The sequence below is a fragment of the Pseudorhodoferax sp. LjRoot39 genome (assembly GCF_964253035.1).
GTDB lineage: Bacteria > Pseudomonadota > Gammaproteobacteria > Burkholderiales > Burkholderiaceae_C > Pseudorhodoferax.
Window position 1 is genome coordinate 7,439,788 of the sequence record NZ_CAXUQL020000001.1, and the last position, 26,332, is coordinate 7,466,119.

General features: G+C 69.2%; 15 protein-coding genes and 4 pseudogenes. 13 read left to right on the forward strand and 6 right to left on the reverse strand.

The window, feature by feature from the left end; translation table 11 throughout:
* Positions 1-11: 11 nt before the first annotated feature.
* From ACSQ4M_RS34745 to ACSQ4M_RS34790, 10 genes and pseudogenes are all read left to right on the forward strand, one after another.
* Positions 12-965 (forward strand): annotated as a pseudogene (locus tag ACSQ4M_RS34745) (aspartate aminotransferase family protein); the annotation flags it as partial.
* Between the two features lie 211 nt (positions 966-1,176).
* A pseudogene (locus tag ACSQ4M_RS34750) lies at positions 1,177-1,338 on the forward strand (amino acid ABC transporter substrate-binding protein); the annotation flags it as partial.
* Between the two features lie 4 nt (positions 1,339-1,342).
* Positions 1,343-1,999: an aspartate/glutamate racemase family protein gene (locus ACSQ4M_RS34755; RefSeq protein WP_436193890.1), complete on the forward strand. Its 657-nt coding sequence runs from the start codon at positions 1,343-1,345 to the stop codon at positions 1,997-1,999.
* A 123-nt stretch (positions 2,000-2,122) separates the two neighbouring features.
* The gene (locus ACSQ4M_RS34760) at positions 2,123-2,755 is read left to right on the forward strand and encodes a hypothetical protein (protein WP_436193891.1); all 633 of its coding nucleotides are present in this window, start codon (positions 2,123-2,125) and stop codon (positions 2,753-2,755) included.
* Positions 2,752-3,105, forward strand: a complete 354-nt coding sequence (locus tag ACSQ4M_RS34765) for a hypothetical protein (RefSeq protein WP_436193892.1) — start codon at positions 2,752-2,754, stop codon at positions 3,103-3,105. The genes ACSQ4M_RS34760 and ACSQ4M_RS34765 overlap by 4 nt, the downstream gene beginning before the upstream one ends.
* A gap of 770 nt (positions 3,106-3,875) precedes the next feature.
* Positions 3,876-5,627: a ShlB/FhaC/HecB family hemolysin secretion/activation protein gene (locus tag ACSQ4M_RS34770; RefSeq protein ID WP_436193893.1), complete on the forward strand. Its 1,752-nt coding sequence runs from the start codon at positions 3,876-3,878 to the stop codon at positions 5,625-5,627.
* A gap of 31 nt (positions 5,628-5,658) precedes the next feature.
* Positions 5,659-16,476 (forward strand): hemagglutinin repeat-containing protein, encoded by a 10,818-nt coding sequence (locus tag ACSQ4M_RS34775; RefSeq protein ID WP_436193894.1) that lies wholly within the window; start codon positions 5,659-5,661, stop codon positions 16,474-16,476.
* A gap of 60 nt (positions 16,477-16,536) precedes the next feature.
* The gene (locus ACSQ4M_RS34780; protein ID WP_436193895.1) at positions 16,537-16,890 is read left to right on the forward strand and encodes a hypothetical protein; all 354 of its coding nucleotides are present in this window, start codon (positions 16,537-16,539) and stop codon (positions 16,888-16,890) included.
* A 120-nt stretch (positions 16,891-17,010) separates the two neighbouring features.
* The gene (locus tag ACSQ4M_RS34785; RefSeq protein WP_436193896.1) at positions 17,011-17,901 is read left to right on the forward strand and encodes a hypothetical protein; all 891 of its coding nucleotides are present in this window, start codon (positions 17,011-17,013) and stop codon (positions 17,899-17,901) included.
* Between the two features lie 144 nt (positions 17,902-18,045).
* Positions 18,046-18,468: a hypothetical protein gene (locus ACSQ4M_RS34790; RefSeq protein ID WP_436194127.1), complete on the forward strand. Its 423-nt coding sequence runs from the start codon at positions 18,046-18,048 to the stop codon at positions 18,466-18,468.
* A 142-nt stretch (positions 18,469-18,610) separates the two neighbouring features.
* On the opposite strand, the pseudogene ACSQ4M_RS34795 reads toward ACSQ4M_RS34790, so the two are convergent.
* A pseudogene (locus ACSQ4M_RS34795) lies at positions 18,611-18,934 on the reverse strand (amidohydrolase family protein); the annotation flags it as partial.
* A gap of 192 nt (positions 18,935-19,126) precedes the next feature.
* On the opposite strand from ACSQ4M_RS34795, the pseudogene ACSQ4M_RS34800 reads away from it, so the two are divergent.
* Positions 19,127-19,402, forward strand: a pseudogene (locus ACSQ4M_RS34800) (hypothetical protein); the annotation flags it as partial.
* 203 nt (positions 19,403-19,605) lie between these two features.
* On the opposite strand, the gene ACSQ4M_RS34805 reads toward ACSQ4M_RS34800, so the two are convergent.
* The 3 genes from ACSQ4M_RS34805 to ACSQ4M_RS34815 are packed head-to-tail and all read right to left on the reverse strand — an operon-like array spanning position 19,606 to position 21,465.
* The gene (locus ACSQ4M_RS34805; RefSeq protein ID WP_436193897.1) at positions 19,606-20,088 is read right to left on the reverse strand and encodes a type II toxin-antitoxin system VapC family toxin; all 483 of its coding nucleotides are present in this window, start codon (positions 20,086-20,088) and stop codon (positions 19,606-19,608) included.
* A complete protein-coding gene (locus ACSQ4M_RS34810) occupies positions 20,088-20,336 on the reverse strand; it encodes a type II toxin-antitoxin system Phd/YefM family antitoxin (protein ID WP_436193898.1) in 249 nt (82 codons plus the stop codon). Before ACSQ4M_RS34810 ends, ACSQ4M_RS34805 begins: the two co-directional genes overlap by 1 nt.
* A 58-nt stretch (positions 20,337-20,394) precedes the next feature.
* Positions 20,395-21,465 carry an ABC transporter ATP-binding protein gene (locus ACSQ4M_RS34815; protein WP_436193899.1) on the reverse strand — a complete coding sequence of 357 codons (1,071 nt, stop codon included), beginning with the start codon at positions 21,463-21,465 and terminating at the stop codon, positions 20,395-20,397.
* Between the two features lie 96 nt (positions 21,466-21,561).
* On the opposite strand from ACSQ4M_RS34815, the gene ACSQ4M_RS34820 reads away from it, so the two are divergent.
* Positions 21,562-23,175: an ABC transporter permease gene (locus ACSQ4M_RS34820; protein WP_436193900.1), complete on the forward strand. Its 1,614-nt coding sequence runs from the start codon at positions 21,562-21,564 to the stop codon at positions 23,173-23,175.
* A 3-nt stretch (positions 23,176-23,178) separates the two neighbouring features.
* On the opposite strand, the gene infA is transcribed toward ACSQ4M_RS34820, so the two are convergent.
* Together infA and ACSQ4M_RS34830 are read right to left on the reverse strand one after the other, a co-directional pair.
* Positions 23,179-23,415, reverse strand: coding sequence for a translation initiation factor IF-1 (gene infA / locus ACSQ4M_RS34825; protein ID WP_056664868.1), 237 nt, complete (start codon positions 23,413-23,415; stop codon positions 23,179-23,181).
* A gap of 215 nt (positions 23,416-23,630) precedes the next feature.
* Positions 23,631-24,077, reverse strand: coding sequence for an HIT family protein (locus tag ACSQ4M_RS34830; RefSeq protein ID WP_436193901.1), 447 nt, complete (start codon positions 24,075-24,077; stop codon positions 23,631-23,633).
* 112 nt (positions 24,078-24,189) lie between these two features.
* Here ACSQ4M_RS34830 and ACSQ4M_RS34835 point away from each other — a divergent pair, with 112 nt between their 5' ends.
* Entirely contained in the window at positions 24,190-26,319 is a 2,130-nt protein-coding gene (locus tag ACSQ4M_RS34835) for a TonB-dependent receptor (RefSeq protein WP_436193902.1), read from the forward strand.
* Positions 26,320-26,332: the final 13 nt, after the last annotated feature.

A 26,332-nucleotide genomic window follows, 5' to 3' on the forward strand; every position in this document is an offset into this window, starting at 1 on the left:
GCTCAGCCGCCGCGCGGCGCCGGAGCTACCACGGCAACACGCTGGGTGCGCTGGCCGTGGGCGGCAACGCCTGGCGCCGCGCGCCCTTCGCGCCGCTGCTGGCGCCGGCCACGCATGTGGCGCCCTGCTACCCCTACCGTGAGCAGCGGGCCGACGAGACGCCCGCGCAGTACGGCCAGCGCCTGGCACGCGAGCTGGAAGAGGCCATCCTGGCCCAGGGCACGGACCGCGTGATCGCCTTCGTCGCCGAGACCGTGGGCGGCGCGACAGCCGGCGTGCTGACGCCAGTGCCGGGCTACTTCCAGGCCGTGCGCGAGGTCTGCAACCGCCACGGCGTGCTGCTGATCCTGGACGAGGTCATGTGCGGCATGGGCTGCACGGGCACGCTGTACGCGAGCGAACAGGAGGGTGTGGTGCCCGACCTGGTCACCATCGCCAAGGGCCTGGGCGGCGGCTACCAGCCGGTCGGCGCGGTGCTGGCCCAAGGGCGCATCGTCGGGGCCATGTCGCGCCGCAGCGGCTTTTTCCAGCACGGCTACACCTACCTGGGCCACCCGGTGGCCTGCGCGGCGGCGCTGGCCGTGCAGCAGGTGATCCGGCGCGACGACCTGTTGGCCAAGGTGCGCGCGGACGGCGCGCATTTCGGCCAGCTGCTGGAGCAGGCGCTCGGCGCGCATCCGCGCGTGGGCGACATCCGCGACCGCGGCTTATTCTGGGGCGTGGAGCTGGTGGCCGAACGCGCCGGCAAGACGCCGTTCGACCCCGCGCGCCAACTGCACGCCCAGGTCAGGAAGGCGGCCATGGCGCGCGGCCTGATGGTCTACCCCATGGGCGGCACGGTGGATGGCCGCCAGGGCGACCACGTGCTGCTGGCGCCGCCCTTCATCGCCACGCGCGCCGATCTGGAACGCATCGCCAGCCTGCTGGCCGAGGCCATCGGCGCGGCCACGCAGGCGGCCGCCTGAGCGTTCTGCCCCATCCCCCACCACCCGGAGCCATCCCACGCCCATCTCCCGCATCGCCGTCGCCGCACTGGCTCTCCTGGCCCTGGCCGCGCAGGCCCAGGAGGACACGCTCAAGAAGATCATGGACAGCGGCAGCATCACGCTGGGCCACCGCGAATCCTCGTTCGGCTTCTCCTACAACGACGGCAGCGGCAAGCCCGTGGGCTACAGCATCGTCGACCGCGTGGTCGGCGGCATGATGCAATCGGGCGAGATGGAGACGCTACCGGCAGTGGTTCATGGCCCCGATCCCGCCCAAGGGCGCGAACATCAACTACCGCTGAACGCCGAAACGCGCGAGGCCTTCGCCAACCCCTCCTCCAAAGGCATCTGATCCCATGCCCCGCATCGCCCTGATCCACGCCCTGGCCCATTCGGTCGCGCCCATCAACGCGGCGTTCGAACGCGACTGGCGCGAGGCGCGCCGCATGAACCTGCTGGACGACAGCCTGTCCGCCGACCTGGCCGCCAGCGGCCGCGGCCTGGACGCGGCCATGCACGCGCGCTTCGAACGCCTGGCCGACTACGCGGTCGACTGCGGCGCCGAAGGCATCCTGTTCACCTGCTCGGCCTTCGGCCCCTGCATCGAAGCCGTGGCCAAGCGCCATGCCGGCATCCCCGTGCTCAAGCCCAACGAGGCCATGGTCGAGGAGGCCGCCGCCGGCAGCGGGCCGCTGGGCCTGGTGGCAAGCTTCGCGGCGACGCTGCAGTCCATGCCGGCGGAGTTCCCGGCCAGCGTGCCACTGGAGCTGGCGCTGGCCGAAGGCGCGCTGGAAGCGCTCAACGCGGGCGACGGCGCCCAGCACGATGCGCTGGTCGCCGAGCAGGCCAGAGCGCTGGCCGCGCGCGGCTGCACGCGCATCGCGCTGGCGCAGTTCAGCATGGCGCGGGCGGTGGTCGCCGAGGCCACGGGCCTGCCGGTCCTGACGACGGTGGACAGCGCGGTGCGGGCGCTGCGGGTGCGGCTGCAGCCGCGCGACGGTGCACAAACATAATTTCACACTTATCGTATGCAATTGATGTCCGTGTTTTTCACGGAGAAGTCCGTCACGCGCTGAATACAAAAGCAACGAGACGATATGAGGGCGCGGCATCCCCGCCGTTCAGGAGCGCCCTCCATGTCGTCCACCGCCCCCGCATCGCACCGTCCTGGCCACCGCACCAGCCTCGTCTGCCGGCTGCTCACCGCGAGCAGCGTCAGTCTGGCCCAGCTGCCAACGCCCGCCGATGCCGCAGTGGAGGAACGGCGCAGGCAGGAACGCCAACGCCTGCTGCGCGAGCAGTTCAAACGCCGTGCCGATCTGCGGATGCAACTGCCGAAACTCCCGGCCACCGGCCACAGCGCCGGCCAGTACATCGTCAAGCGGGCGGGCGGCGCGCCCGAGTTGGCCATGACGCTCGCAAGCGACCTGCCGGGGCTGATCGCGGGCCTGCTGGCTGCAGCCACGGCAAAGCGTTGGGAGGTGGAAACCGGGGACATCACGCTGCCCGGTGGCGTCCGCGTGAACACCGCGAAGGTCGACCAGGACCGGGTTCCCAGTGCCGTGGTGAACGCGGTGGCGCGGCATGTCCCGGCGTGCTTCACGGCCGAGCCTACGCACCACGAGGCCATTGTGGCGCTGCAGTCGAGCGAAGCGGGGCGGCCTGCGACGTGGACGCCGGCTGGCCTTCGAACGGCGCGTGAACGCTCGTTCAACCGCTTTCAGCGCACCTTCACGGGCTGCTCGACCCATCCGGGAGACCCTGAATGATCCGTGTGCAAACGCTTGCCGAGGGTGGGCAGAAAGACATCCTGCGGCTGTTTCACGATGACAGCGCCCCAGACGGCGCGCCGTTCGACGGTCAGTGCGTCGTGCACTGGGTCGATGACACCAGCATGTGGGTGCACGGCCTGACCGTCAGGAATGGCCGCATGGGGCGCAAGTGGCTGCTGGAGGTGCTGGAGTACGCCGAGCGCCACGGTGCGGTCTGGATCAAGTCGAAGCGGACCGACGGGCACGTGCTGCCCGGCGGTGTGGTCCAGCCCAACGGTGACATCTGGGTGGCCGTGCAGGCCATGCGCGCCCGGTATCCCTTCAGTTCAAGTTTCGCGCCACTCTAGGAGTCCGTCGGACCTGACCCTGGCTGGGACTGCTTTGCCAGGCCCGAGAGCCAGCCTCAGCCGGCCGTCGTCTTGCACCAGGCGTGCACGCGCTCAAGCCTGCGAGGGTGAGCGCCCACGCAGATGGATGCGGCGCAGTGTGTGCGCAGCTACAACTCTCTGGCCAGCGTGGAGCGGGCCTTCGCTTCATCAAGGCCATCGATCTGAAGGTGCGCCCGATTCACCACCGGCTGTGCGCTCCGATTCGGCACAGGACAGGTCAGTGTCGAACTCGGGAGGCTATGGTCGAAGAGGCGTCGAGCCATAGCGGGCCGCTGGTCCTGATCGCGAGCTGCCCGGCAACGCAGCAGTCCATGTCGGCGGAGTTTCCGGCCGGCGTGCCCGTGAAAACTGGCGCAGGTCGAAGGCGCACTCGAAGCGCTCAACGCGGGCGACGGCACGCGGCACGATGCGCTGGCCGCCGAACAGGTCCGGACCCTGGCTCTGGCCGCGCGCGGCTGCACGCGCATCGCGCTGGCGCAGTTCAGCCTGGTGCGGGCCAAGGCCGCCTGCGAGCATGCCCGTGGGCGGCCTGTTGACGACCGTGGACAGCACCATGCGGTGCGCGGCGTGCGCGGCTGCAAGCCAGCCACAGTACACAAACATAATTTCACGCTTTTCGTATGCACTTTATTCATCCTGTTTCTACAGAGAAGTCCATCACACACCGCATACAAAAGTAACAAGACGATACGAGGGCACGGCATCCCTGCCGTTCAGGAGCGCCCTCCATGTCGTCCACTGCCCCCGCATCGCGCCGCCACGGCTGCCGCACCGCCCTCGTCTGCTCGCTGCTCACCGCAGGCAGCGTCGGCATGGCCCAGGTCCAACCATCGGCCGATGCCGCCGTCCAGGAACTGCGCAGCCAGGAGCGCCAGCGCCTGCTGCGCGAGCAGTTCGAACGCGGCGCCGATGTGCGGATGCCGCTGCCGGAGCTCCCGGTCGCCGGCCGCCTGCCCGGTGACGAGCAACCGTGCTTTCGCATCGACGCATTGGTGCTACAGGGCGCAGAGCCCTTCCCCTGGCTCGCCGCTGCCGCCGCCGGGCCCGAGGCCAACGACAGCCCGATCGGGCGTTGCCTGGGCACGCAGGGCATCAACACGGTGCTGGCACGCCTGCAGCAGGCCCTGGTCGCGCGCGGTTGGATCACCTCGCGCGTGCTGGCCGCGCCACAGGATCTGGCCACGGGACAGCTGCAGCTGACCGTCGTTCCAGGCCGCATCGCCGCCATCCGTGGTGCCGCCGGCGCCACCACGGCTGGCCTGCGCAGCGCCGTGCCGGCCGCCCCCGGCGACCTGCTGAACCTGCGCGACATCGAGCAGGGGCTTGAGAACCTCAAGCGCCTGCCGACGGTGGAGGCCGATATCCGCATCGAACCGGCCCAGGGCGAGGGCGCCGGACCCGGCGACAGCGACCTGGTCATCGATGTCCGCCGTGCCCCGCGTGCGCTGGGCCCGCTGCGCCTGGCGATGGGCCTGGACGACAGCGGCACGCGCGCTACCGGCCGGCTGCAGGCCAACGCCACGCTGGCCTGGGACGGGCCGCTGGGCCTCAACGACCTGGCCTACCTGAACCTGCAGCGCGGCGTGTTCAACCCGCAGGGGCGCGGCACCGGCGGCGCCACGCTGCACTACTCCATCCCATTCGGCGACTGGCTGCTCGGCACCACGGCCAGCCGCAACCGCTACCACCAGCGCGTGGCCGGATTGCAGCAGGACTACGTCTACGCGGGCACGTCGCGCAACATCCAGGCGCAGATCACCCGGCTGCTGCACCGCGACCAACGCCACAAGACCAGCCTGACCCTGGGTGCGTTTCGCCGCAGCAACAGCAGCTTCATCGACGACACGGAAATCGAGGTGCAGCGCCGGGTGGTGGGCGGCTGGTCGCTCGAACTGGCGCACCGCGCCTTCATCGCGCTCGCGGACGGCGACACGGCGACGCTGGACGCCAGCCTGGGCTGGCGCCGCGGCACCGGGGCCTTCGGGGCGCAGCCGGCGCCGGAGCAAGCGTTCGGCGAGGGCACGGCCCGCTTTGCACTCGCCACGGCAGAAGCCTCGCTGCAACTACCGCTGCAATGGGGCACGCAACGCCTGGCCTACACCGGCCAGGTCCGCGCGCAATGGAACCGCACGCCCCTGGCGCCGCCGGAGCGCTTCGGCATCGGCGGCCGCTACACCGTGCGTGGCTTCGACGGCGAGAGCAGCCTGTTGGCCGAACGCGGCTGGCTGCTGCGCAACGAGCTGGCCTGGTCGCTCGGCGCCAGCGGCGCTGCGCTGTACGCCGGCCTGGACTTCGGCCGCGTCGGCGGGCCCTCCACGCGCCACCTGCCCGGCCGCAGCCTGGCGGGCGCGGTGCTGGGCCTGCGCGGCCAGCACGGTGCCTTGGGCTGGGATCTGTTCGCCGGCGTCCCGCTGCGCAAGCCGCAGGCCATGCACAGCAGTTCCCCAAGCCTCGGCTTCAGCCTGCAGCTGAGCTACTGACATTCCATACGGCAGAGAAGGAGCGTTCACCATGAACAAGCATTTGCACCGCATCGTCTTCAACGCCGCACGCGGCCTGCGCATGGCCGTCCAGGAAACGGCGCGCAGCGCCGGCAAGGCGGCGAGCGGCACGACGTCGCTCGCGGTCGCCGCGCTGGCCACGCTGGCCGCAGGGCCGGCCGTGGGCCAGATCGCCGCCGACCCCAATGCGCCCGGCTCGCTGCGCCCCACCGTGCTGGCCGCCCCTGGCGGCGCGGCCCTGGTCAACATCCAGACGCCGAGCGCGGCCGGCGTCTCGCGCAACCTGTACCGGCAATTCGACGTCGCCCCCCAGGGCGCGGTGCTCAACAACAGCCGCACGGCCGCGCAGACACAGCTGGCCGGGCAGGTGGCAGGCAATCCCTGGTTGGCGCGGGGCCCCGCGCGCGTCATCCTGAACGAGGTCAACAGCGCCGACCCCAGCCGCCTGCGCGGCTACGTGGAGGTGGCCGGCCAACGCGCCGAGGTCGTGATCGCCAATCCGTCCGGCATCCAGGTCGACGGCGCCGGCTTCATCAACACCAGCCGCGCCACGCTCACCACCGGCACGCCCCAGTTCGGCGCGGCCGGAACACTCGATGGCTTCCTGGTGCGGGGCGGCACCATCATCATCGACGGCGCAGGGCTGGACGCGGCCAGCACCGACTACGTGAGCATCCTGTCGCGCGCCCTGCGGGTCAACGCCGGCATCTGGGCCAGCGAGCTGAAGGCGGTTGCGGGCACGGACGGCGCGTCCGGCACAAGCGCGGCCACACCGGCGTTCGCACTGGACGTGTCGGCGCTCGGCGGCATGTACGCCGGCAAGATCGCGCTGGTCGGCACCGGGGCCGGCGTCGGCGTGCGCAATGCCGGCCACATCGGCGCCGGCGCCGGCGGGCTGGTCGTCACCGCCGCGGGCCGGCTGGAGAACACCGGCACGCTGGAAGGCGGGCGCGTCGAGCTCGCCAGTGGCGAGGACATCCACAACCGCGGTGGTCGCATCCACCAGGCCGGCGACATGGCCTTGCAACTCGCGGGCACCATGGTGCGCAACAGCGACGGCGGACAGATCGGCACGCCGCCGCCCGCAGTGCCCAGCGCAACCAACGCGAGCGCAGCCGCAGCAGCAAGCGCGCCCGCCGCGGCACCCGATGCAGCAGCCGTTGTCGATCCAGCGCAGCAGGCGATCCCTCCCGCCAGCGCAGCTGGCAGCATCACCGCCCAGGGCAGGCTGCACAACGAAGGTGGGCGCATCGACGCCGCCGGCACCATCGTGCTGCAGGCGCACGACATCGACAACGCAGGCGGCGCCCTGCACATCGAGCGCCTGTCCTTCGACGGGCGCCACTTCGGCAACGCCGGCGGCCAGCTCAGCGTGCGGGGCGACTTCAGCGTCAATGCCGAGCGCTTCGACAACGCCGGCGGCCAGCTGCAAGCCGGCCACGTCGCCATTGCGAGCCGCAGCACCCTGGACAACCGTGGCGGCCAGATTGCCACCACGGGGGCCGATCTGGCATTGCGGGCCGGCACGCTGGCCAATGCCGGTGGTCGCATCGAGGTGGCCGGCAATGGCCGCCTGTCGGTCGACGCCGACCAGTTCGATGGTGGCGATGGCACGCTGCAGACCGGTGGCGCATTGGCGTTGCGGGCGCGCGAAGCGACGCACGCCGGCCAACTGCAGGCCGGGCAGGTGACGGTCGAGGCCACGCGCTTGCGCAACAGCGGCCAGATCGTCCAAACCGGCACAGAGCCGATGCGTCTGGCGGCCAGCGAGGTGCTCGACAACCGTGGCGGCAGCATCACGGGCCATGGCGTCGACATGGCCATGCAGACGGCCCATCTGTCCAACCACGGCGGTCAGATCGCGCATGCGGGTACCGGGCAGTTGAGCATCCAGGCCGAGCGGCTGGACGGTGGCGATGGCGCCATCGCCAGCAACGCCCACCTCTCCGTACAGGCAGGCCAACTGCAGCAGGGTGGGCGCATGCAGGCGGCCCAGATCGAGATGGCAGCCACACGCCTGGACAACCGCGGCGGCGACATCGTGCAGACCGGTGAAGCCGCCATGCGCATCAGGGCCAAGTCACTGGACAACAGCGGCGGGCACATCGCCACGAACGCCACCGATCTGCGCATCGAGACCGCCACACTGGACAACCGCGCCGGCAGCATCGCGCACGCCGGCCTGGGTCAGCTGGACCTGCGCGCCGACCGCCTCGAAGGCGACGGCGGACACATCGCCAGCAACGGCGCCCTGCATCTGCAGGCCACCGAGATCGCCCATGGCGCCGGCGCCGCGATGTCGGCCGAGCAAATCACGCTGGAGGCAGGGCGTCTGGCCAATGCCGCCGGCGAGATCGTGCAGCGCGGCAGCCAGCCCATGCGCATCGCGGTGCGCGAGGACCTGGACAACCGCGGCGGCCGCATCGTGGGCCATGCCAACGACATGGAGCTCCACGCTGGACATCTCGCCAACGCGGGCGGCAGCATCGCACATGCCGGCAGCGGCGTGCTGGGCATCACCACCGTCCAACTCGATGGCGGCGATGGCCGGATCCTCGGTGGCGGCAGCTTGCAGATGCAAGGCACGCAGCTGACCTTGGCCGGCAGCGTGCAAGCCCGGCAAATCACCATCGCGGCCGCCACGTTGGACAACCGCGGAGAGATCGTGCAGACCGGTGACGCCAGCATGCGGCTGTCCGCCAGCGGCAGGCTTGCCAACCAGGGCGGCCGGATCGCGGCCAATGCACAAGACCTTCAGATCCGCGCCGGCGTCCTGGACAACGCTGGCGGCACGATCGAACACGCCGGCACAGGTCGGTTGCAGATCCAGGCCGATCGCCTGGACGGCAACGGCGGCCGCATTCTCGGCAATGGCCTGCTGCAGATCGAGGCGCAGCAGATCGCCCACGGACAAGGCGCCAGCATGGCTGCAGAGCAGATCGCAGTGGTCGCCACCCGCCTGGACAACCAGGCCGGCGAGATCGTGCAGCGCGGTGCACAGGCCATGTCCATCACCGCCAGCGAGACCCTGGACAACCGCGGTGGCCGCATTGCCGGCAATGCGAGCGACATGGCGCTGCAGTCCGCACACATCGCCAACGATGGTGGCCACGTGGTCCACGCGGGCAGCGGCCGGCTGGCCATCGATGCAGGCCGACTGGCGGGCGGCAACGGCCACATCACCAGCAACGGCATGTTGGCACTGCAGGCCGACACCGTCGCCAACCAGGGCAGCATGCAGGCGGCGCAGATCGGCATGGCCGCCCGGATCCTCGACAACCGCGGCGGCCAGATCACGCAAACGGGCAACCAGGCCATGCGGCTGCACGCCACCGAGGCGCTGGACAACACGGGCGGCAGCATCGCCGGCAATGCCCAGGACATGGAACTGCGGTCCGCGTCGATCACGAACGGCGCAGGCCACATCGAACATGCCGGCAGCGGCCAGCTGACGATCCACACCGAGACATTGCACGGCGGCGATGGCAGCATCGTCGGCAACGCCGCACTTGCGCTGCATGCCGGGCAGATCACGCATGGCGGCCACATGCAGGCGGACCGCATCGACATCCGGGCGGCCACGCTGGACAACCGCGGCGGCCAGATTGTGCAGACCGGAACGGAGGACATGCGCGTCGCCGTCACGGCACAGCTCGACAACCGCGGCGGCCGCATTGCCGGCAACGCGCGCGACATGGACATCACCGCGGCGACCCTGGCCAATGCCGGAGGCGAGATCGCGCATGCCGGCACCGGTCGCCTCGCCATCGCCGCGGAACAGCTCGACGCCGACGATGGCCGCATCCTGGGCAACGGCCAACTGCGCGTGCAGGCACGCAGCGTTTCCCACAGCGGCACCATGCAGGCCGACCGCGTCGTGATCGAGGCTGGCACGCTGGCCAACACAGGCCTGATCGCCCAGACCGGCGACGCCACCATGCAGGTCCGCACCACCGGCATGCTGGACAACCGCGGCGGGCGCATCGTCGGCAACGGCCACGACATGGCGCTGCAGGCCGAGCAGATGGCCAACGCAGGCGGCCACATCGCGCATGCCGGCAGCGGCCAGCTCGCCATCACGGCCGCACAGTTCGACAACGGCAACGGCGAAGCCACCGGCAACGGCACGCTGGCGCTGCAAGCCATCGGCGTGCACAACGCGGGGCGCATGCACGCGGCGCGCATCGCCATCGACGCCAGCGACCTCGCCAACAGCGGAGAGATCCTGCAAACAAGTGCCGGCCAGGCGCGCGTCACGGTCAGCGCGACGCTGGACAACCGCGCCGGGCTGATCGGCACCGCGGCAGGCACCGGGGCCGACCTGACACTGTCGGCCGCGCAGGTGCTGAATCAGGGCGGACGGCTGCAGGCGGATGGCATGCTGGCCCTGCGCGCGGCGACCGACCTGCACAACACCGGCGGGCTGCTGCGCGGTGGCAATGCGCTGGACGTTGCGCTGGGCGGGCAACTGCGCAATGCCAGCGGCGCGCTGGAAGCCACCGGTGCTGGCGCATCGCTGGCGTTGCAGGCCGCTGCCATCGACAACCAGGACGGACGCATCGTCAACGCCGGCAACGGCGCCAGCCGCATTGCAGCCGCCAGCATCGTCAATGCCGGCGCCGCCGGCCTGATCGGCAGCAACGGTGCGCTGCAGTTGTCGGCCGCCACACTGGACAACCTGGCCGGCGCGCAACTCTCGGCCGGCCAGGCGCTGGACCTGGCCGTCACGGAACAGGTGCGCAACCGCGGCAGCATGGCCGGCGACGGCGGTCTCACCATGGCGCAGGCGAACGCCCGGCTGGACAACGCCGGTGGCAGCATCGTCGCGGCGGGCCCCGTCCACATCGCCGTCGCACAGGTGCAGAACGACGGTGGCCGCATTGCCACGGCGACAGGTTCACAAGGCGACCTGACGATCGCGACGGGCAGCCTGTCGAACCTGGGAGGCACCTTGTCCAGCGACCGCGACTTGAGCCTGCAGATCGGCGGTGATCACGCGCATGCGGGACTGGCCCACGCAGCGCGCGACCTCGCCCTGACGGTCGGCGGCGCGCTGCGCAACGACGGTCTCCTGCGCGCCGGCGGCACCCTGGCCGCCCAGGCCCAGAGCATGGACAACACGGCAGGCGCCAGCATCGAGGCCGGACAGGTGGTCCTGCACGCCGCCGGCGCTCTTCACAACGGCGGCGAGATCGGCGCAAACAGTGCCGCGCTGCACGCCGATGCGCTGACCAACCAGGGGGCGATCACGGCGGGTGCGCTGTCCATCACGGCACGCACGCTGGACAACACCGGACCGCAGGCGCTGATTGGCGCCACCGACGACCTGGCGCTGCGGGCCACACAGGCCCTGTCGAACACCGATGGCGCCAGCGTCTATGCGGGCCGCGACATCCGCATCACCACGGGCGCGCTGCTGAACCGCAGCGCCACCGTCGAGGCCGGGCGCCACATCGCCATCGACGCGGCCACGGTCTTGAACGAGCGGCCTGGCGTGGCGGTGCAGCGCGTCGTCACGCTGGAGGAGAACCACACGATGCGCATGCCGTCGTGGTGGCAGAACCGCGACAGCAACGGCAGGGGCTACACACCGGAAGGCACCAACTACTCCGCCTACCAGGTCTCCTACGTCAACCCCGCAGACATCCTGGAGCAGAGCACCGTCTACACCCCCGATGGCTACGCGATCGGCCGCGTGGTGGTGCGCACCCATGCCAACGACACGGTGTTCTTCAGTGGACGCGCCGGCCGTGCATCGGCCGACGGCAAGCACTGGGGCCAGGCCGAACGCATGAGCGGCTCTGACGGGACACGCGTGCTGTACTACACGGCGCGCCAGGATGGCATGCCCAACCCGGACCAGGTTCCCGGCGTCACCAGCGGCGTTTGGGAGGACGCACAGGTGCACACGATGGACACCTCGCGCGTGGCATTCAGCCCCGCCTACGGCAGTTGCTCCACCAACTGCGTGCGCTTCGTCGCACCTCTGGACTACGCGGACCCGAACACGACCATCATCCGCGACACCCAGAGCGTGCTGGGGCCCAGCACCTCGCTGTCTGAGTTGCAACGCGACGCGCACGTCACAGCCACCGAGGACCGCCTCGCCCCCGGTGCCGGCACCGCTGGACGCATCGCGGCCGGTGGCGACATCCGCGTCAACTTCTCCGGCTGGATGCTCAACGACCACAGCGACATCGTGGCGGGCGGCGCACTCGCCCTGCACGGCTCCGATGGCGCCGCCTTCGAGAACCGGGCCACGACGCTGCTGCGCACCTGGCGCTTCGACGGCACGCACCACTACGCCAATGGCACGTCGGCCGCCTACCGCCAACCAGACAAGACCGAGGTCATCGGCAGCATCGGCGCGGCGGTGTCGGGCCAGCAGCTCGACATCCAGGCCGGCAGCATCCGCAACGTCGACACCTCTGCCGGCAGCCATGCCAACCTCACCGCGGATCTGCGCCTGAGTTCCGGTGCCACGCCGCAGGCCGGCACGACGCGACGCATCCAGAACGGCATGCTGGCCGCGCAGAGCGGCAGCGGCGTCAGCGTCCATGCGCAGGCCGTAGACCAAGCCGCGGCCGGTGCCACCGTGGGCCGCTCGGAGGACGCAGCGCATGGCGGGACGGCACAGGGCGCCGGCGTTGCCTTGACGAACGGCGCCGACATCGCCACGCGTGCGCAGGCCAGCACGGGCGGCAGCGGCCTGTTCCAACTGCAGCCCGCAGCTGCAGGCGCGACGCTCTACACCACACACCCGCGCTTCGCCAATGCCAAGCCCTGGGTCTCCAGCGACAGCATGCTGCAGACCCTTGGACTGCACCCGGCGCTGGTGCTCAAGCGCCTGGGCGACGGCTTCATGGAGCAGCAGCGCATCCGCGAGCAGGTCACCGCGCAGACCGGCCGGCGCCATCTGGCCGGCTACAGCGACGACGACGCCCAGTACGCTGCCCTGCTCAACGCCGGCGCATCGTTCGCCCAGGCCCTGGACCTGCGCGTGGGCGTGGCGCTGACCGCCGCGCAGATGGCCCAGCTCACCAGCGACATCGTGTGGCTCGAACGCCAAAGCGTCACGCTGCCGGACGGGAGCACGCGGGACGTGCTGGCGCCGCGCCTGTACCTGGCCCATCTGGGAGAGGGCACGGTGCGACCGCATGGCGCGCTGGTGACCGGCGACGACGTGCGTCTGCAAGGCCAGGACATCCTGAACCGCGGCGGCGTGATCGGCCAGGCGTCCACGGGCCGCACCGTGCTCGTCGCCGGTCGCGACATCGTCAACCAGGGCGGCACGGTGCAAGGGCAGGACGTGGCGCTGGTGGCCGCGCGGGACGTGCGCAACGAAAGCCTGGCGATCACGCAGGACTGGAGCGCGTCGAATGCGCGGGCCAGCGTCGTCGGCAGCCACACCAGCTTGTCGAACACCACGCGCATCGAGGCCGGCCGAACACTGCAGATCCAGGCGGGGCAAGACGTGCAGGACACCGCCGGGCACATCGCGGCTGGTGGCACGGCCAGCGTGCAGGCCGGCCGCGACATCGTCTTCGGCACCTTGGACAGCGGGCACGACAGCCGCATGCAGATGGGGCGCGCCAGCGTCACCAGCAGCAGCCGCCAGGCCCATGCAGGCCAGATCGGGGCCGGCGGCGACCTGGTGCTGTCGGCCGGGCGCGACCTGCAGTTGAACGGCACCCAGGCCCATGCCGGCGGCGACGCGCTGCTGGCCGCCGGCCGGGAGCTGAGCCTGCAGGCCGTGGCCAGCACCTCCAGCAACGATCTGCGCAACGATCCTGCCGGCTCGCGCTACCGCCAGACCCGCAGCGAGACCACGGTGCAGGGCGCCAGCGTGCAGGCCGCGGGTGACTTGGTCGCGCGCGCCGGCCTGGCCGACACTGGCAGTCTGCGCACCGTCGGCAGCACGCTGGCAGCCCAGGGCGCGGCCTCGCTCTCGGCCAGCGGCGACGTGACCATCACCGAAGCGCGCGAGAGCCGCAGCATCGAGAGCTTCCAGCGCGGCAGCCGCTCGGGGCTGCTGTCGCGCAAGACCACTGTCGACGAGACCAGCCACCGCAGTGATACCACGGTTGGGTCGTCTGTGGGCGGCAGCAGCGTGACCATCGCCGCCGGCCACGACCTGACGGTACGCGCCAGCGAAGTCATCGCCGATGCCCGCCTGCACATGGCCGCAGGTGGCGACCTGCGCATCGAGGCCGGCGAAGACCGCTTCGCCGACAGCAGCCTGCACCAGGAAAAGAAGTCCGGTCTGTTCAGCAGCGGCGGCCTGGGCGTCACCATCGGCAGCCAGAAGATCTCCGGTGCGCAGCAGAGCCAGTCCACACAGGCCGTGGCCAGCACCGTGGGCAGCGTAGCCGGAGATGTGACGCTGGTCGCGGGCGGCCACTACCGCCAGACCGGCAGCGACGTGATGGCGCCGGATGGCGTGGTGACAGTTGCCGCGCAGAGCATTCGCATCGAGGAGGCACGCGAGACGCTGACCCAGCAGGCGCAGCACAAGGCCGGCGGCAGCGGGTTGACGCTGGCCATCACCGGCGGTGTCGTCGATGCGCTGCAGGGGGTGGTGGGCACAGCACGCGCCATGAGCGGCACCGGCAGTGCGCGGGCCCAGGCGCTGGGCGCCGCCAGCCTGGCGCTGGACGCCTACGGCGTGGCCGGCGCAGCCAATGCCCTGATGCAAGAGCCGTCCGAAGCATTCACCCAGGGCCAGGGCAGCCTGAACCTGAGCCTGAGCCTCGGCTCGTACAAGAGCAGCAGCCAGAGCGCCTTGCAGGCCGACAGCGCGCGCGCGAGCAGCGTGCGCGGGCGCGACGTGCACCTGTCGTCTACCGGCGCTGGCGCGGCCAGCACCCTCAGCGTGCAAGGCAGCGACATCACCGCCGCGCGCGATGCCTCGCTGGTGGCCGATGGCGCCATCGACATTGGCGCCAGCCGCAGCACCCGGGCCGCTCAGGGCGCAAACAAGAGTTCCAGCGCCAGCATCGGCGTGAGCATCGGCGCAGACGGACTGCTGTTCAACATCGGCGCCAGCCAGGGCAAGGGGCGCAGCAACGGCACCGAGTTGACCCACCGCAACAGCCGCGTGAGCGCCGGCAACCGGCTCACGCTGCAAAGCGGCGGCGACACTACCATCGCAGGTGGCGTGCTGGCAGGCGATGCCGTGGTGGCCGACATCGGTGGCGCGCTGAACATCGAAAGCCTGCAGGACACCGCACAGTCCGCGGCGAAGAACACCAGTGCGGGCTTCAGCCTCAGTGTCGGTTGGGGTGTCTGGAGCGCCAGCGTCAACGTGGCCAGCGCTCGCGCGCAAGGCGACTACGCCAGCGTCACCGAGCAATCCGGCATCCATGCCGGCGACGGCGGCTTCGACATCCGCGTGCAGGGCGCCACCGCGTTGAACGGCGCAGCCATCACCAGCACCCAGACCGCCGTCGACGCGCAGCGCAACCGCCTGGACACTGCCAGCCTGGCGCTGCGCGACATCGACAACCACGACGACTACCGTGCCAGTGGCTTCAGCGTGGGTGTCGGCATGGGCAACAAGAACCCGGGCGGCCAGACCAGGACCAGCGGCAGCGCTGGCGCGGCCAGTGCATCGGGTAGCCAGAGCAGCACCACGCGCGCCGGCGTGTCCGGCATCGCCGGCGACCACGACGTGCGCACGGGCGATGACGGCAGCAACGCGCTCAAGCGCAGCTGGGACACACAGGCGCTGGTGCAGGACATGCAGGCCCAGGCGCGGATCACGCAGGAATTTGGGCAGCATGCCAGCAGGGCCGTTGGCGACTATGCACAGCAAAAATACGCCGAGCTCATGAACTCCGATCCCGCAGAAGCGGCGAAGTGGGCTGAGGGCGGCGCCTATCGCGTGGCTGCGCACGCAGCCGTAGGTGCTTTGACAGGAGGACTCAATGGGTTAGTTGGTGCTGGGGCCAGCGCTTATGTCACGGCGACTATCGGTCAGTCCATCGATGACATGGACGTACCGGACCCGGTCAAGCAGATGCTAGGCGCTGCCTCTGCTGCAGCCGTTGGCGCGATCGTAGGCGGGCCGGCCGGCGCCGCTCCGGGCTTCACGGTGGATCTCAACAATCGCCAGCAGCACTCCACTGAGCGGCAAGCATTGCAGGCCAATGCGAAGGCGTTCGCAACCCATCTTCAAAAACTCGGCTACTCGTCCATGACCGAAGAGCGGGCACTCGCCATACTGCAGGAGCAAGTCGATAACCGCATTGACTCCACGCAGGCAAGCCGATTAGACACGGCCACTATGGATCCATATATTAAGGCCCAAGCCAGTAAATTCCTCAACGCGTTGAGTTCGTCCTTGGGAAGCTATGACGATGGCAGGGGTCACCAGGTCCGCTACTTCACCAATGCGACGGCAGATAACGAAAGGTTACTTGGAGACCGCCGTGATTCTAGTATCAATGCAGTGCCGCATTTTCCGCCAATTGACTACGTGACTCTTCAAGGCGGCGTATTTGGAATCAACGGCGGCATATCAATCAATTTACACAATAGTGAAGTTTTTTTGGGAGGTGCCAAGTCGAATATCTCCTCTAACTGGGGCAGCAGTATTGTGGTCGGACGGATTTTGCAGGAAGAGACCGACCCCAACAAGCGCGCAGAGCTCATCTCCAAAACTCTAGGGGGTGCTTCCGCACAAACCTCTTTCTGTGCCGCCGGCCTGTGTGCAGGCATAAATCAATCAATCGGACCCAAAGAAAGTAATCCCGCCACCGCTGTTGAATTCGGCATCGGAACACCAGGAATATCTGGAGGAGTCGGGATTAGCATTCCTGCCAAATAGAAAATGAAAATACTTATTCCGATAATCTCAGCGTTTCTTTTCTCTGGCTGCGCGAAAGACATGACAGAAAAGACTTCGCAGATGGACACCCAGCAAAAAACCTTGATTGAAATGTGCAAGCAAAGTCCCAAAAACATACAGAGGAAATTTACAGGATCGAGCCTTACAATAGAAATGAACTGCGAAAAATCCATCAATAACAACGCAGCAGAAATGCAAAGATTCGTTCGGCAGCATGGATGGATCGAAAAACAAAGAACAGAACAAGTAATCCTCTACTGCCTGCGAGACAGCGGAATATCACTAGTAGCAGATCTGGATGACAGAAAACAACGAATTGAAACCATCATGCGATATCCATCCGCCAACTGTGAAAGCGCCTTTTCGGTTCGTCAGATCAATCCAAATAATTGAGAACTGGCGCTTCAAGGGGTGTTGCACTTCCGATTTGAGGCCGCCATCCCAAACCGCACCGGTCGCGGGAAACGTGAAGTCCTATCGCAACGGCCAAACCCTGCCTTCGGAGAACACACCATGATGCGCCAAGCGATCAAACTCGCCATGCTGCTGATTGCTGCTCTGGCGTCGAGCAGTTGCGGCAATCTCCTCGGCACCTCGACCGACGACAACATCTATCTGCCCAGCGGGCCCATACCAAAAGGCCCCGTGAGCATTGGACGCCACTACTCTTTCCGCTTTGCCGAGAAATGGCGTATTCGCCACTCCTGGATCCAGGGAACAAGGATCCGACCGTGCGGGCATGGGACCAACTTCTTCCGCAAGCATCCGGTTCCGGGGCACCCGGAACTGGAGTACGACGAAAACCTGGCGCTCTACGACCGCGGCGGACGCATCTACTACGTCATGGACCTGCAAACCACCCTGCAGAGCGGGATTTTCTACTTCAACCTGGACAACTACGTCATCGGCCACGTCCCCGACGGCTTCGAGCGCGATGGGTACAAGCCGTTCTGCGCCCAGCCCCTGCCCGACTCCCCCCATGGCATGGCACTGTGGATCCTCAAGCCCAACCCCGCCTTCGGCACCGACAAATGGATCGAAGACGCCGTGCCCACGCAGGTCAATGGGCTGACCTGGCTGGTCCGCAAAGTGCCCCCGCTGGACATGGGCCCTGGCGTCAAGGAGACCAGAACCATCGAGTACTGGACGCTGCCGATTCCTGACACGCCCTACTGGCTTGCGATGCAGTTCAGCGCAAACCTGCGCTCGCTGGTGGAGTTCCCCGCCGAGCACGTGCGCATGCAGAACATCTTCTATGAGCTCGTGCGCTCGGTGAAGCTGGAGCCCATCACGCCCGCCCCCGCGCCGCCGTTCGTGGAATGGGCACCGCCACCACGCCAGGCACCGCCGCCGCAAGACACCGAACCGGCCATCCCGCTGGGTGCCCGGCCCATCCGCCGTTGACGCACCATGCCGACCATGCACCTGCGCCCAAGCCTCCTTCTCTCGGCAGTGCTGGCCGGATGCGCGTCGGCACCCGCGCCGTCTGCCGAATCCGATGCCGCCGACGCCGCCGGGGTCCGCATCTGGAGTGGATCCCGCGCCGCCATGCACCTGGGCAGAACCTGCTATGGCAAGGGTAGACATCCGACGGTGTCGACCCACACGGGCGGGTGGGTGCAGTTCCTGCCCAACAAGACCGCCGGCCTGCCACGCACGCAAGACACCCCGCTGTCGTTCAACGAGTACCACGTCCCGGGCGGGCAGGTGCTGACCATGGAGATGGCCTGGGGCTCCAAGGAGGTGGGCGCCCCGCGCTGCGGCCCGGTCGGTGCCTCCTTCGTGCCCGGCCCGGGCAAGAACTACGACGTGAGCCTGCAGCTCGAACGGAACTATTGCTGGGTCCGGGTGCGCGAGATCGTCCCGGCCGCAGACGGCACGGTCGGCACGACGCCCGTCCAGACGACGCCGGCCCTGCTCTGCGGTGACGACAAGGACCACCGCCGGCGCCGCTACGACACCGCTCCGTAGAGCCGCCGCACCGTGCCCCGGTGCCGGCCCAGCAGTTCGGCCACGTCGAGCTGCGTGAACTCTCGTGGGCGATGAGCTGCCGACCGTGCACGAAGCTGTGGTCCACGGGGAACGGCCCGCACATGACCAGCGCGGCGAGCGGGTCGCGCTGGGTGCCGGCAAAGGCCAGCTGGTCCATCTTCACGGCGATGAAGTCGGCGCTCATGTCCGGCGCCAGATGGCCCACGTCGTCGCGGCCCAGCACCCGGTCCCCACCGCGCGTGGCCATGGCCAGCGCCTCGCGCACACTCAGGGCCGCGGGCGAACCGCTGAAGCCGCCGCGCCCGCCGGGCGGCTCGGCACCGTAGCGCGCCGGCGCCGCGCGCTGCAGCAGCTGCGCCAGGCGCGTCTCCAGGAACATGTTGATGGTGTCGTTGGAGGCCGAGCCGTCCACGCCCAGCGCCAGCGGCACGCCGGCGTCCAGCATCTGGCGCACCTTGGCGATGCCCTGTGAGCGTCCGGCGGCCCCACCTTGGCGCCGCTCCCAGAAGCCGGAACGCTACCGGCCCGTCGCGGCCGCGCAGCACCTACTTGGCCGCTGAAGCTCCCGTTGCGCTCGGATGCCAGTTTCCACCGATACATACATGAATGCAGCAGCCCCACGGGCCGCACGGTGCTGGTGGCCAGCCGCGACATCGTCAACCAGGGCGGCACGGTGCAAGGGCAGGACGTGGCGCTGGTGGCCGCGCGGGACGTGCGCAACGAGAGCCTGGCGATCACGCAGGACTGGAGCGCGTCGAATGCGCAGGCCAGCGTCGTCGGCAGCCACACCGGTTTGTCGAACACCGCGCGCATCGAGGCCGGCCGGACACTGCAGATCCAGGCGGGGCAGGACGTGCAGGACACCGCCGGGCACATCGCGACCGATGGCACGGCCAGCGTGCAGGCCGGCCGCGACATCGTCTTCGGCACCTTGGACAGCGGACACGACAGCCGCATGCAGATGGGGCGCGCCAGCGTCACCAGCAGCAGCCGCCAGGCCCATGCGGGCCAGATCGGGGCCGGCGACGACCTGGTGCTGTCGGCCGGGCGCGACCTGCAACTGAACGGCACCCAGGCCCATGCCGGCGGCGACGCGCGCGCGGCCAAACGGCTGAACTACGCGCCGTTCCCCACGATCACCCGCAGCCCCGCGAGCCGCGAAAAATCGCGGTCGTGCGTGACCAACGCAACAGCGCCGATCTCCAGCGCGGTGGCTGCCTGCAAGGCGTCGGGCAGGCGCAGCCCCGTGCCGGCACACAGGCGTGCGGCCGTCACGGCGATGTCCTGCGACACGGGCACGAGCTCGAAGTCCGCGAGCACCTTCTCGTAGCGCTTGGCCAGCGCTTCCTGGCCGTGCTTGAACGGACCTGCCAGCACCTCGGCCACGGCAATGGTCGACAGCGCAATCCGCACGCTGCCGCGCTCGTAGGCCTCGAACAATCCTTCGAAGAGGGGTGCGAACGCCGGATGCCCGTCCAGCAGGTAGATCAGCGGCGCCGAATCCACCACGACGAGATCCCCCTGCTGCAAGCCGCCCCAGATACCCGCCGCTATCGCACCGGCGGACTTCTTGCGGGCCGGCGCGCGCGCAGCCGCCATCAGGCCCACTCGTCGCGCAGTTCCGCCACAGCCTCCGCTGGCGAAGTACCCCACAAGCCCCGGCCCGTGCCGCGCAGCGCGAGGAAACGCGCACGCGGCCGCGCCTGCGCCAGCATCTCGGGCGGCACGATGGCCGCGTAAGGTTTGCCATGGCGCATCAACAGGCTGGGCTCGCCGGCATGCGCGCGCGAGGCCAGGTCGGGCAAGGTGCTGCGCCCTTGTTCGAGTCCAATGGTGTGCAAGGTCATGTCGGCAGTTCCGTACAGTCTGTACATTGTAGGTGCGCCCGTCACCTGGCGCACAGCCCTACCCGCCCCGCGGAAACATCACCACATGGTCCAGATCCGCCCGTACCCCGATCCACTCGCCGATGCGGTGGTCGTGGTGGCTGGGCACATGCGCCAGCACCGTCTCGCCCGAAGCCAACCGCAACGTGTACAGGAACTCCGAGCCACGAAAGGCCTTACGGATCACCTCGGCCTTGACCGGTGCGTCGTCGTCGTGCACCACATCGTCGGCACGCAGCAGCAGGTCCTGCGGGCCGCCTTGCGCGAGGCTGGCGGCGGCCTGCGCCGCAGCCGCGCCGTTGACCGGGCCCAGCGGCGTTTCCAGCAGCACACGCCCATCCACCGTGGAGACCGTGGCCGGCGCGAACACGCCATGGCCGATGAAGTCGGCCACGAAGCGCGTGGCAGGCCGGTGGTACAGGGTGTAGGCGTCGGCCCACTGGTGCAAGCGCCCCTCGTGCATCACGCCGATCGCGTCACCGATCGCGAAGGCCTCCAACTGGTCGTGCGTCACGAACAGCGCCGTGGTCTTGGCCGCCTTGAGGATGGCCCGCACCTCGTGCGCGAGCCGCTCGCGCAGCTCCACGTCGAGGTTGGAGAAGGGCTCGTCCAGCAGCATGAGCTGCGGCCGCGGCGCCAACGCGCGCGCCAGCGCCACGCGCTGCTGCTGCCCGCCTGACAGTTCGTGCGGCGCGCGCCGCTCGGCACCGCCCAGGCCCACGAGCTCCAGCACCTCGGCCACGCGCGCGGCGCGCTCGGCCTTGGGCATGGCCGACAGGCCAAAGCCCACGTTGCGGCCCACGTCCAGGTGCGGGAACAGCGCGTAGTCCTGGAACACCATGCCGATGCGGCGCTGCTCGGCCGGCAGCTGCAGGCCCGGCGCGCTGACGGGCGTGCCCGACAGCCGGATCTCGCCGCCCTGCGCCGGCTCCAGCCCGGCCACGGTGCGCAGCAAGGTGGTCTTGCCGCAGCCCGAGGGGCCGATCAGCACGCCGATTTCGCCGGCCGCCAGGCCGAAGCTCACATCGGCCACGGCCGGACGCGTGCGGCCGGCGTACTGCACGACCAGGTGGGAGACATCCAGGAACATGGTCGGCGATTGTAGGCAGCGTGATGCGTACAATTCTCATCCTCGGCGCAGCAGCCGCCGCACGCCCCCGCTTCTCTTCTCTCCTCCCTTCCCACGATGCCCCGTCGCTGGCTGTCCCTGCCCTGCATGCTGCTGGTCGCGACCTTGCTCACGCTGCCCGTGCTGGCCGTGCTGGCGTCCTGGACGCAATGGGATGCACAGACGGCGCAGATCCTGCGCGAGCTGCGCCAGACCGTGCTGCCAGGCTACATCGCCACCACCCTGGGCCTGTCGGCCATGGTCGGCGTGGGCGTGGTGCTGATCGGCACGGGCGCCGCGGCCTGCGTGACGCTGTTCGACTTCCGCGGCCGGCGCACGCTGGAATGGGCGCTGCTGCTGCCGCTGGCCATGCCGGCCTATGTGGTGGCCTACGCCTACACCGATTTCCTGCAGTTCGGCGGCCCGGCCCAGACCTGGCTGCGCGACATCCTCCATCTGCGTGGGCGCGTGCTGCCCGAGGTGCGCAGCCTGGGCGGCGCAGCCATCGTGTTCACGTTCGCGCTGTACCCCTATGTGTACCTGCTGGCGCGCACCGCGCTGGCCGAGCGCGCCGCGCACCTGATGGAGGCCGCACGCCTGCTCGGCGCACCGCTGGCCCGGCGCATCCGCCAGGTCGCGCTGCCGATGGCGCGGCCGGCGATTGCGGCCGGCACGGCGCTGGCGCTCATGGAAACGCTGGCCGACTTCGGCGTGTCCAGCTACTTCGGCATCCAGACCTTCACGGCCGGCATCTACAAGGCCTGGCTGGCCATGGACAACCGCATCGCCGCGGCCCAGCTGGCGACCATGCTGCTGGTGTTCGTGGTCGTGCTGCTCGCGCTGGAGCAACGTGCCCAGGCACGCATGCGCTTTGCCAGCACGCGCGGGCGCGCCGGCAGCCACGATGGCCGGCCCCTGGTGCTGCGCGGCTGGCACCAGTGGCTGGCGCAGGCGCTGTGCGTGTTCCCGGTGCTGATGGGCTTCGTGCTGCCCGTGGCCTTCATGCTGCGGCCGCTGGCGGCCGACTGGTCGGTGCTGCCCTGGGACCGCTTCGTGCAGTGGGCCGCCAACAGCATCTGGCTGGGCGCGCTGACCTCGGCGATTGCCGTGGCGCTGGCGCTGTTCCTGGCCTTCTGCGTGCGCCGCACGCCGCAAAAGCTGCAGCGCGCCGCGGTGCAACTCGTGGGCCTGGGCTATGCCGTGCCGGGCGCCGTCATCGTGGTCGGGCTGCTGCTGCCGGTGGGATGGCTGCAGCAGACCATGCCCCAGCTGGGCGCGGCCTACTGGGTCACGGCCACCGCGCTGGGCATCGTCTGGGCCTACCTGGTGCGCTTCTGTGCCGTGGCGCTGCAGTCCATGCAGAGCGGCTACGCGCGCATTCCGCAGAGCTTCGACGATTCGGCGCGCACCTTGGGCACGGGCGGATTCGGCCTGATGGCGCGCGTGCACTGGCCGCTGTTGCACCGCTCGGCGGCCGCGGCGGCGCTGCTGGTGTTCGTGGACGTGATGAAGGAGTTGCCCGCCACCATGGTGCTGCGGCCGTTCAACACCGACACGCTGGCCGTGGTGGCCTACCAGTTGGCTCGCGACGAGCGCCTGGGCGAGGCCGCCCTGCCCTCGCTGGCGCTGGTGCTGGTGGGCCTGCTGCCGGTGGTGCTGCTGAGCCGCACCCTGCGCAGCAAGCCGACATGACGCTCAGCGCGGCCCGCGCGTCTCGAGGTGACGGAACTTGATGCGGCCCTTGCTGAGGTCGTAGGGCGAGAGTTCCAGCGTCACGCGGTCGCCCGCCAGGATGCGGATGTGGTGTTTGCGCATCTTGCCGGCGCTGTAGGCCACCAGGCTGTGGCCGTTCTCCAGTACGACGCGGTAGCGCGAGTCGGGCAGCACTTCCTCGACCACGCCGTTCATCTCGATCAGGTCTTCCTTGGCCATCGTCAGCTTTCGGTCTGTTTTGCCTTTCGACCCACCGTGCCAAGCCCGGCAGGCCATCCCCATCCATCGGAAACGTCTTGCGCGACCAGGGCCGCTCCAGCGGCGAGGCCGCACGTGTACGCCACGGACCCGCAAATGCGGGCGAAAGTCTAACGGATCAGGACCTGGCGGGCATGCTCCAGAACGCGGGCGGCGCACGGGCGCGGGCTGTGGCCTCAGCCGTCTTGCAGCGCCGCGCGCAGCCGCGCCGCGTAGTCCTGCAGCACCGCGCCGCCTGGCTCCTTGCGCGGCCAGGCCAGCGCCATGCCGTCGTCTTCGTGGCGCGGCAGCACATGCAGATGGAAGTGGAAGACCGTCTGCCCGCCGACCGGCCCGTTGGCCTGGAACAGCGTCATGCCGGGCGGATCGAACGCGGCCTGCGCCGCGCGTGCCACGCGCTGCGCTGTCTGTAGCACGGCGGCGGCCTCCTCGGGCGTGATGTCCAGCAGGGTGACCGCATGGCGCTTGGTCGCCACCAGCACATGGCCAGGGTTGACCTGGCCGATGTCCATGAAGGCGACGGTCAGCGCGTCCTCGCAGACCTTGGCGGACGGGATCTCGCCAGCGACGAGGCGGCAAAAGATGCACTGGCCGGGCGGCGAGTGGTCGACGAACATGGGCATGCGGGCAGTCTCCTTTGCGCGGCATGGTAGCGGCGCCCACCCGCCAAGCTCGGTTTGATAACATTCAAATGAGAATACTTTTCATTTGAATGCCATCCGAGGCCTTGACTCCATGCACGCACGCCACCTCCTTCGACCGACGCCCATCGCGCTCGCACTGCTCGCCTTCAGTGCCTGCGCCACCGCCCAGACCAGCGGCACGCTGGACCCCGTCAACGTGCGCAGCAAGTACGAGCGCGAAGACCTGCCGACGCGGGCCGCCGGCAACAAGGCCGCCTCGGGCGCGCGCCTGGGAATTCTGGGCGCCACCTCCATCATGGACGCACCCGTGCACGTCAACGCCTACACGCGCGAGCTGGCCGAGGACTGGTCGGCGCTGACGCTGCAGGACGTGCTGGAGAACGACCCTGCCGTGGTCTTCACCACCAACAAGAACCATTTGCTGCAGAACTTCAACCTGCGCGGCCTGGACATGGGCGCCATGGACATCGCCACCAACGGCCTGTACGGCATCGCTCCGGCCAACGCCGTGCCGATCGAGATGTTCGAGCGCATCGAGGTGCTGCGCGGCCCCAACGTGCTGCTCTCGGGCATGCCACCGGGCTCCAGCGTGGCCGGCACCGTGAACATGGTCACCAAGCGCGCGCTGGCCCAGCCCATCGCCGACCTCACGCTGACCTACGGCACGCACTCCTACTTTCAGGCCCATGCCGACGTGGGCAAGCGTTTCGGCGAGGAGAAGCGCCTGGGCCTGCGCTTCAACGGTGTCTACGGCGACGGCGAGATGGGCGCCAAGGACGAAAGCCAGACCCGCCGTGTCGGCGCGCTGGCGCTGGACTACCAGGGCGACCGCGCGCGCTTCTCGCTGGACGTCTACGACAGCGTCAACAAGATCGAGAACGGCAGCCCGGGGATGTTCAACTTCCTGGGCACCACGGCCATCCCGGGCGTGGGCCGCCTGCTGTCGCCACCGGACGGCGACACCAACATGTTCCGCGGCACGCACGGCCGCTACGACAACAGCGGCCTGCTGGCCCGCGCCGAGGTCGACTTCAATGCCGACTGGCAGGGCTACCTCGCGCTGGGTGGCTCCGAGGCCAAGGGCCAGGGCCTGCTGTTCGGCACGCGCGCCTACGTGACGGGCGCGGACGGCACCACGCGCGGCGCCATCTACAACGTGCACACCGAGTCGGAGCGCCGCACGGCCGAGACCGGCGTGATCGGCAAGTTCGCCACGGGCGGCGTGCAGCACCGGCTGCAGCTGTCGGCCAACGTGCTCAAGCACAAGGAAGGCTCGGTCAACACGGCCTGCAACTACTGCTACACGACCAACATGTACGACCCGGTGACGCCGACCTTCCCTGCCGCGCCGGCCTGGACCCGCTACACCACCGAAAACGACTTCCGCTCGCTGGCCATCGCCGACACCCTGGCCTTCGCCGATGAGAAGGTGCTGCTGACGCTGGGCGGGCGCCACCAGACCGTCAAGACGCCGCTGGTGAGCGGCGCGGCGAGCAGCTACAGCAAGAGCCGTTTCTCGCCCATGGTCGCGGCCGTAGTGCGCCCCTGGGGCGACTGGCTCTCGCTGTTCGGCAACTACACCGAAGGCCTGGAGCCGGGCCAGGTGGTCAGCGTCACCTACGCCAACGAGAACGAAGCACTGCCACCCAGGCTGACCAAGCAGATGGAGCTGGGCGTGAAATTGCAGGCGGGTGCCATGACCCACACCGTCAGCGCTTACCAGATCAAGCGGCCGTCATTCATCAGCGTCGACATCGGGGCCACCCGCCCCGCGCTGCGCGCCGACGGCGAACAACGCCTGCGCGGCCTGGAATGGAGCATGTACGGCCAGGTGCTGCAGACCGTCTCACTGCTGGGCGGCATCACCTACATCCAGTCCGAGCAGCGCCACACCGGCCTGGACACCTACGGCGTGCCCGAATGGCGCGCGCGCATCGGCGCGGACTGGCAGACCCCGGTGGCCGGCCTCAAGATCGGCGGCCGCATCATCTACACGGGCTCGCAATGGGCCGACTCGAAGAACCTGCTGAAGGTGCCCTCGTGGAACCGGCTGGACCTCAACGCGAGCTACGCGACGAAGTTCGGCAACACACCCGTGCGCTTCAACGCCAGCGTGGAGAACGTGACCGACAAGAACTACTGGATCGGGCTGTTCGGCGACGGCTTCGTGATGGCCGGCGCCCCGCGCACGGCCAAGCTGTCGGCCACGGTGTCGTTCTGACGTCCGGCAGGGC

What these genes read in the sequence shown, in the direction of transcription:
- ACSQ4M_RS34805 (WP_436193897.1), bottom strand. Translation starts at nt 20,088, where the DNA reads ATGGCGGCTGCGCGCGCGCCGGCCCGCAAGAAGTCCGCCGGTGCGATA.
- ACSQ4M_RS34780 (WP_436193895.1), top strand. Translation starts at nt 16,537, where the DNA reads ATGACAGAAAAGACTTCGCAGATGGACACCCAGCAAAAAACCTTGATT.
- ACSQ4M_RS34765 (WP_436193892.1), top strand. Translation starts at nt 2,752, where the DNA reads ATGATCCGTGTGCAAACGCTTGCCGAGGGTGGGCAGAAAGACATCCTG.
- ACSQ4M_RS34820 (WP_436193900.1), top strand. Translation starts at nt 21,562, where the DNA reads ATGCCCCGTCGCTGGCTGTCCCTGCCCTGCATGCTGCTGGTCGCGACC.
- ACSQ4M_RS34790 (WP_436194127.1), top strand. Translation starts at nt 18,046, where the DNA reads ATGCACCTGGGCAGAACCTGCTATGGCAAGGGTAGACATCCGACGGTG.
- ACSQ4M_RS34815 (WP_436193899.1), bottom strand. Translation starts at nt 21,465, where the DNA reads ATGTTCCTGGATGTCTCCCACCTGGTCGTGCAGTACGCCGGCCGCACG.
- ACSQ4M_RS34770 (WP_436193893.1), top strand. Translation starts at nt 3,876, where the DNA reads ATGTCGTCCACTGCCCCCGCATCGCGCCGCCACGGCTGCCGCACCGCC.
- ACSQ4M_RS34760 (WP_436193891.1), top strand. Translation starts at nt 2,123, where the DNA reads ATGTCGTCCACCGCCCCCGCATCGCACCGTCCTGGCCACCGCACCAGC.
- ACSQ4M_RS34835 (WP_436193902.1), top strand. Translation starts at nt 24,190, where the DNA reads ATGCACGCACGCCACCTCCTTCGACCGACGCCCATCGCGCTCGCACTG.
- infA (WP_056664868.1), bottom strand. Translation starts at nt 23,415, where the DNA reads ATGGCCAAGGAAGACCTGATCGAGATGAACGGCGTGGTCGAGGAAGTG.
- ACSQ4M_RS34775 (WP_436193894.1), top strand. Translation starts at nt 5,659, where the DNA reads ATGAACAAGCATTTGCACCGCATCGTCTTCAACGCCGCACGCGGCCTG.
- ACSQ4M_RS34755 (WP_436193890.1), top strand. Translation starts at nt 1,343, where the DNA reads ATGCCCCGCATCGCCCTGATCCACGCCCTGGCCCATTCGGTCGCGCCC.
- ACSQ4M_RS34785 (WP_436193896.1), top strand. Translation starts at nt 17,011, where the DNA reads ATGATGCGCCAAGCGATCAAACTCGCCATGCTGCTGATTGCTGCTCTG.
- ACSQ4M_RS34830 (WP_436193901.1), bottom strand. Translation starts at nt 24,077, where the DNA reads ATGCCCATGTTCGTCGACCACTCGCCGCCCGGCCAGTGCATCTTTTGC.
- ACSQ4M_RS34810 (WP_436193898.1), bottom strand. Translation starts at nt 20,336, where the DNA reads ATGACCTTGCACACCATTGGACTCGAACAAGGGCGCAGCACCTTGCCC.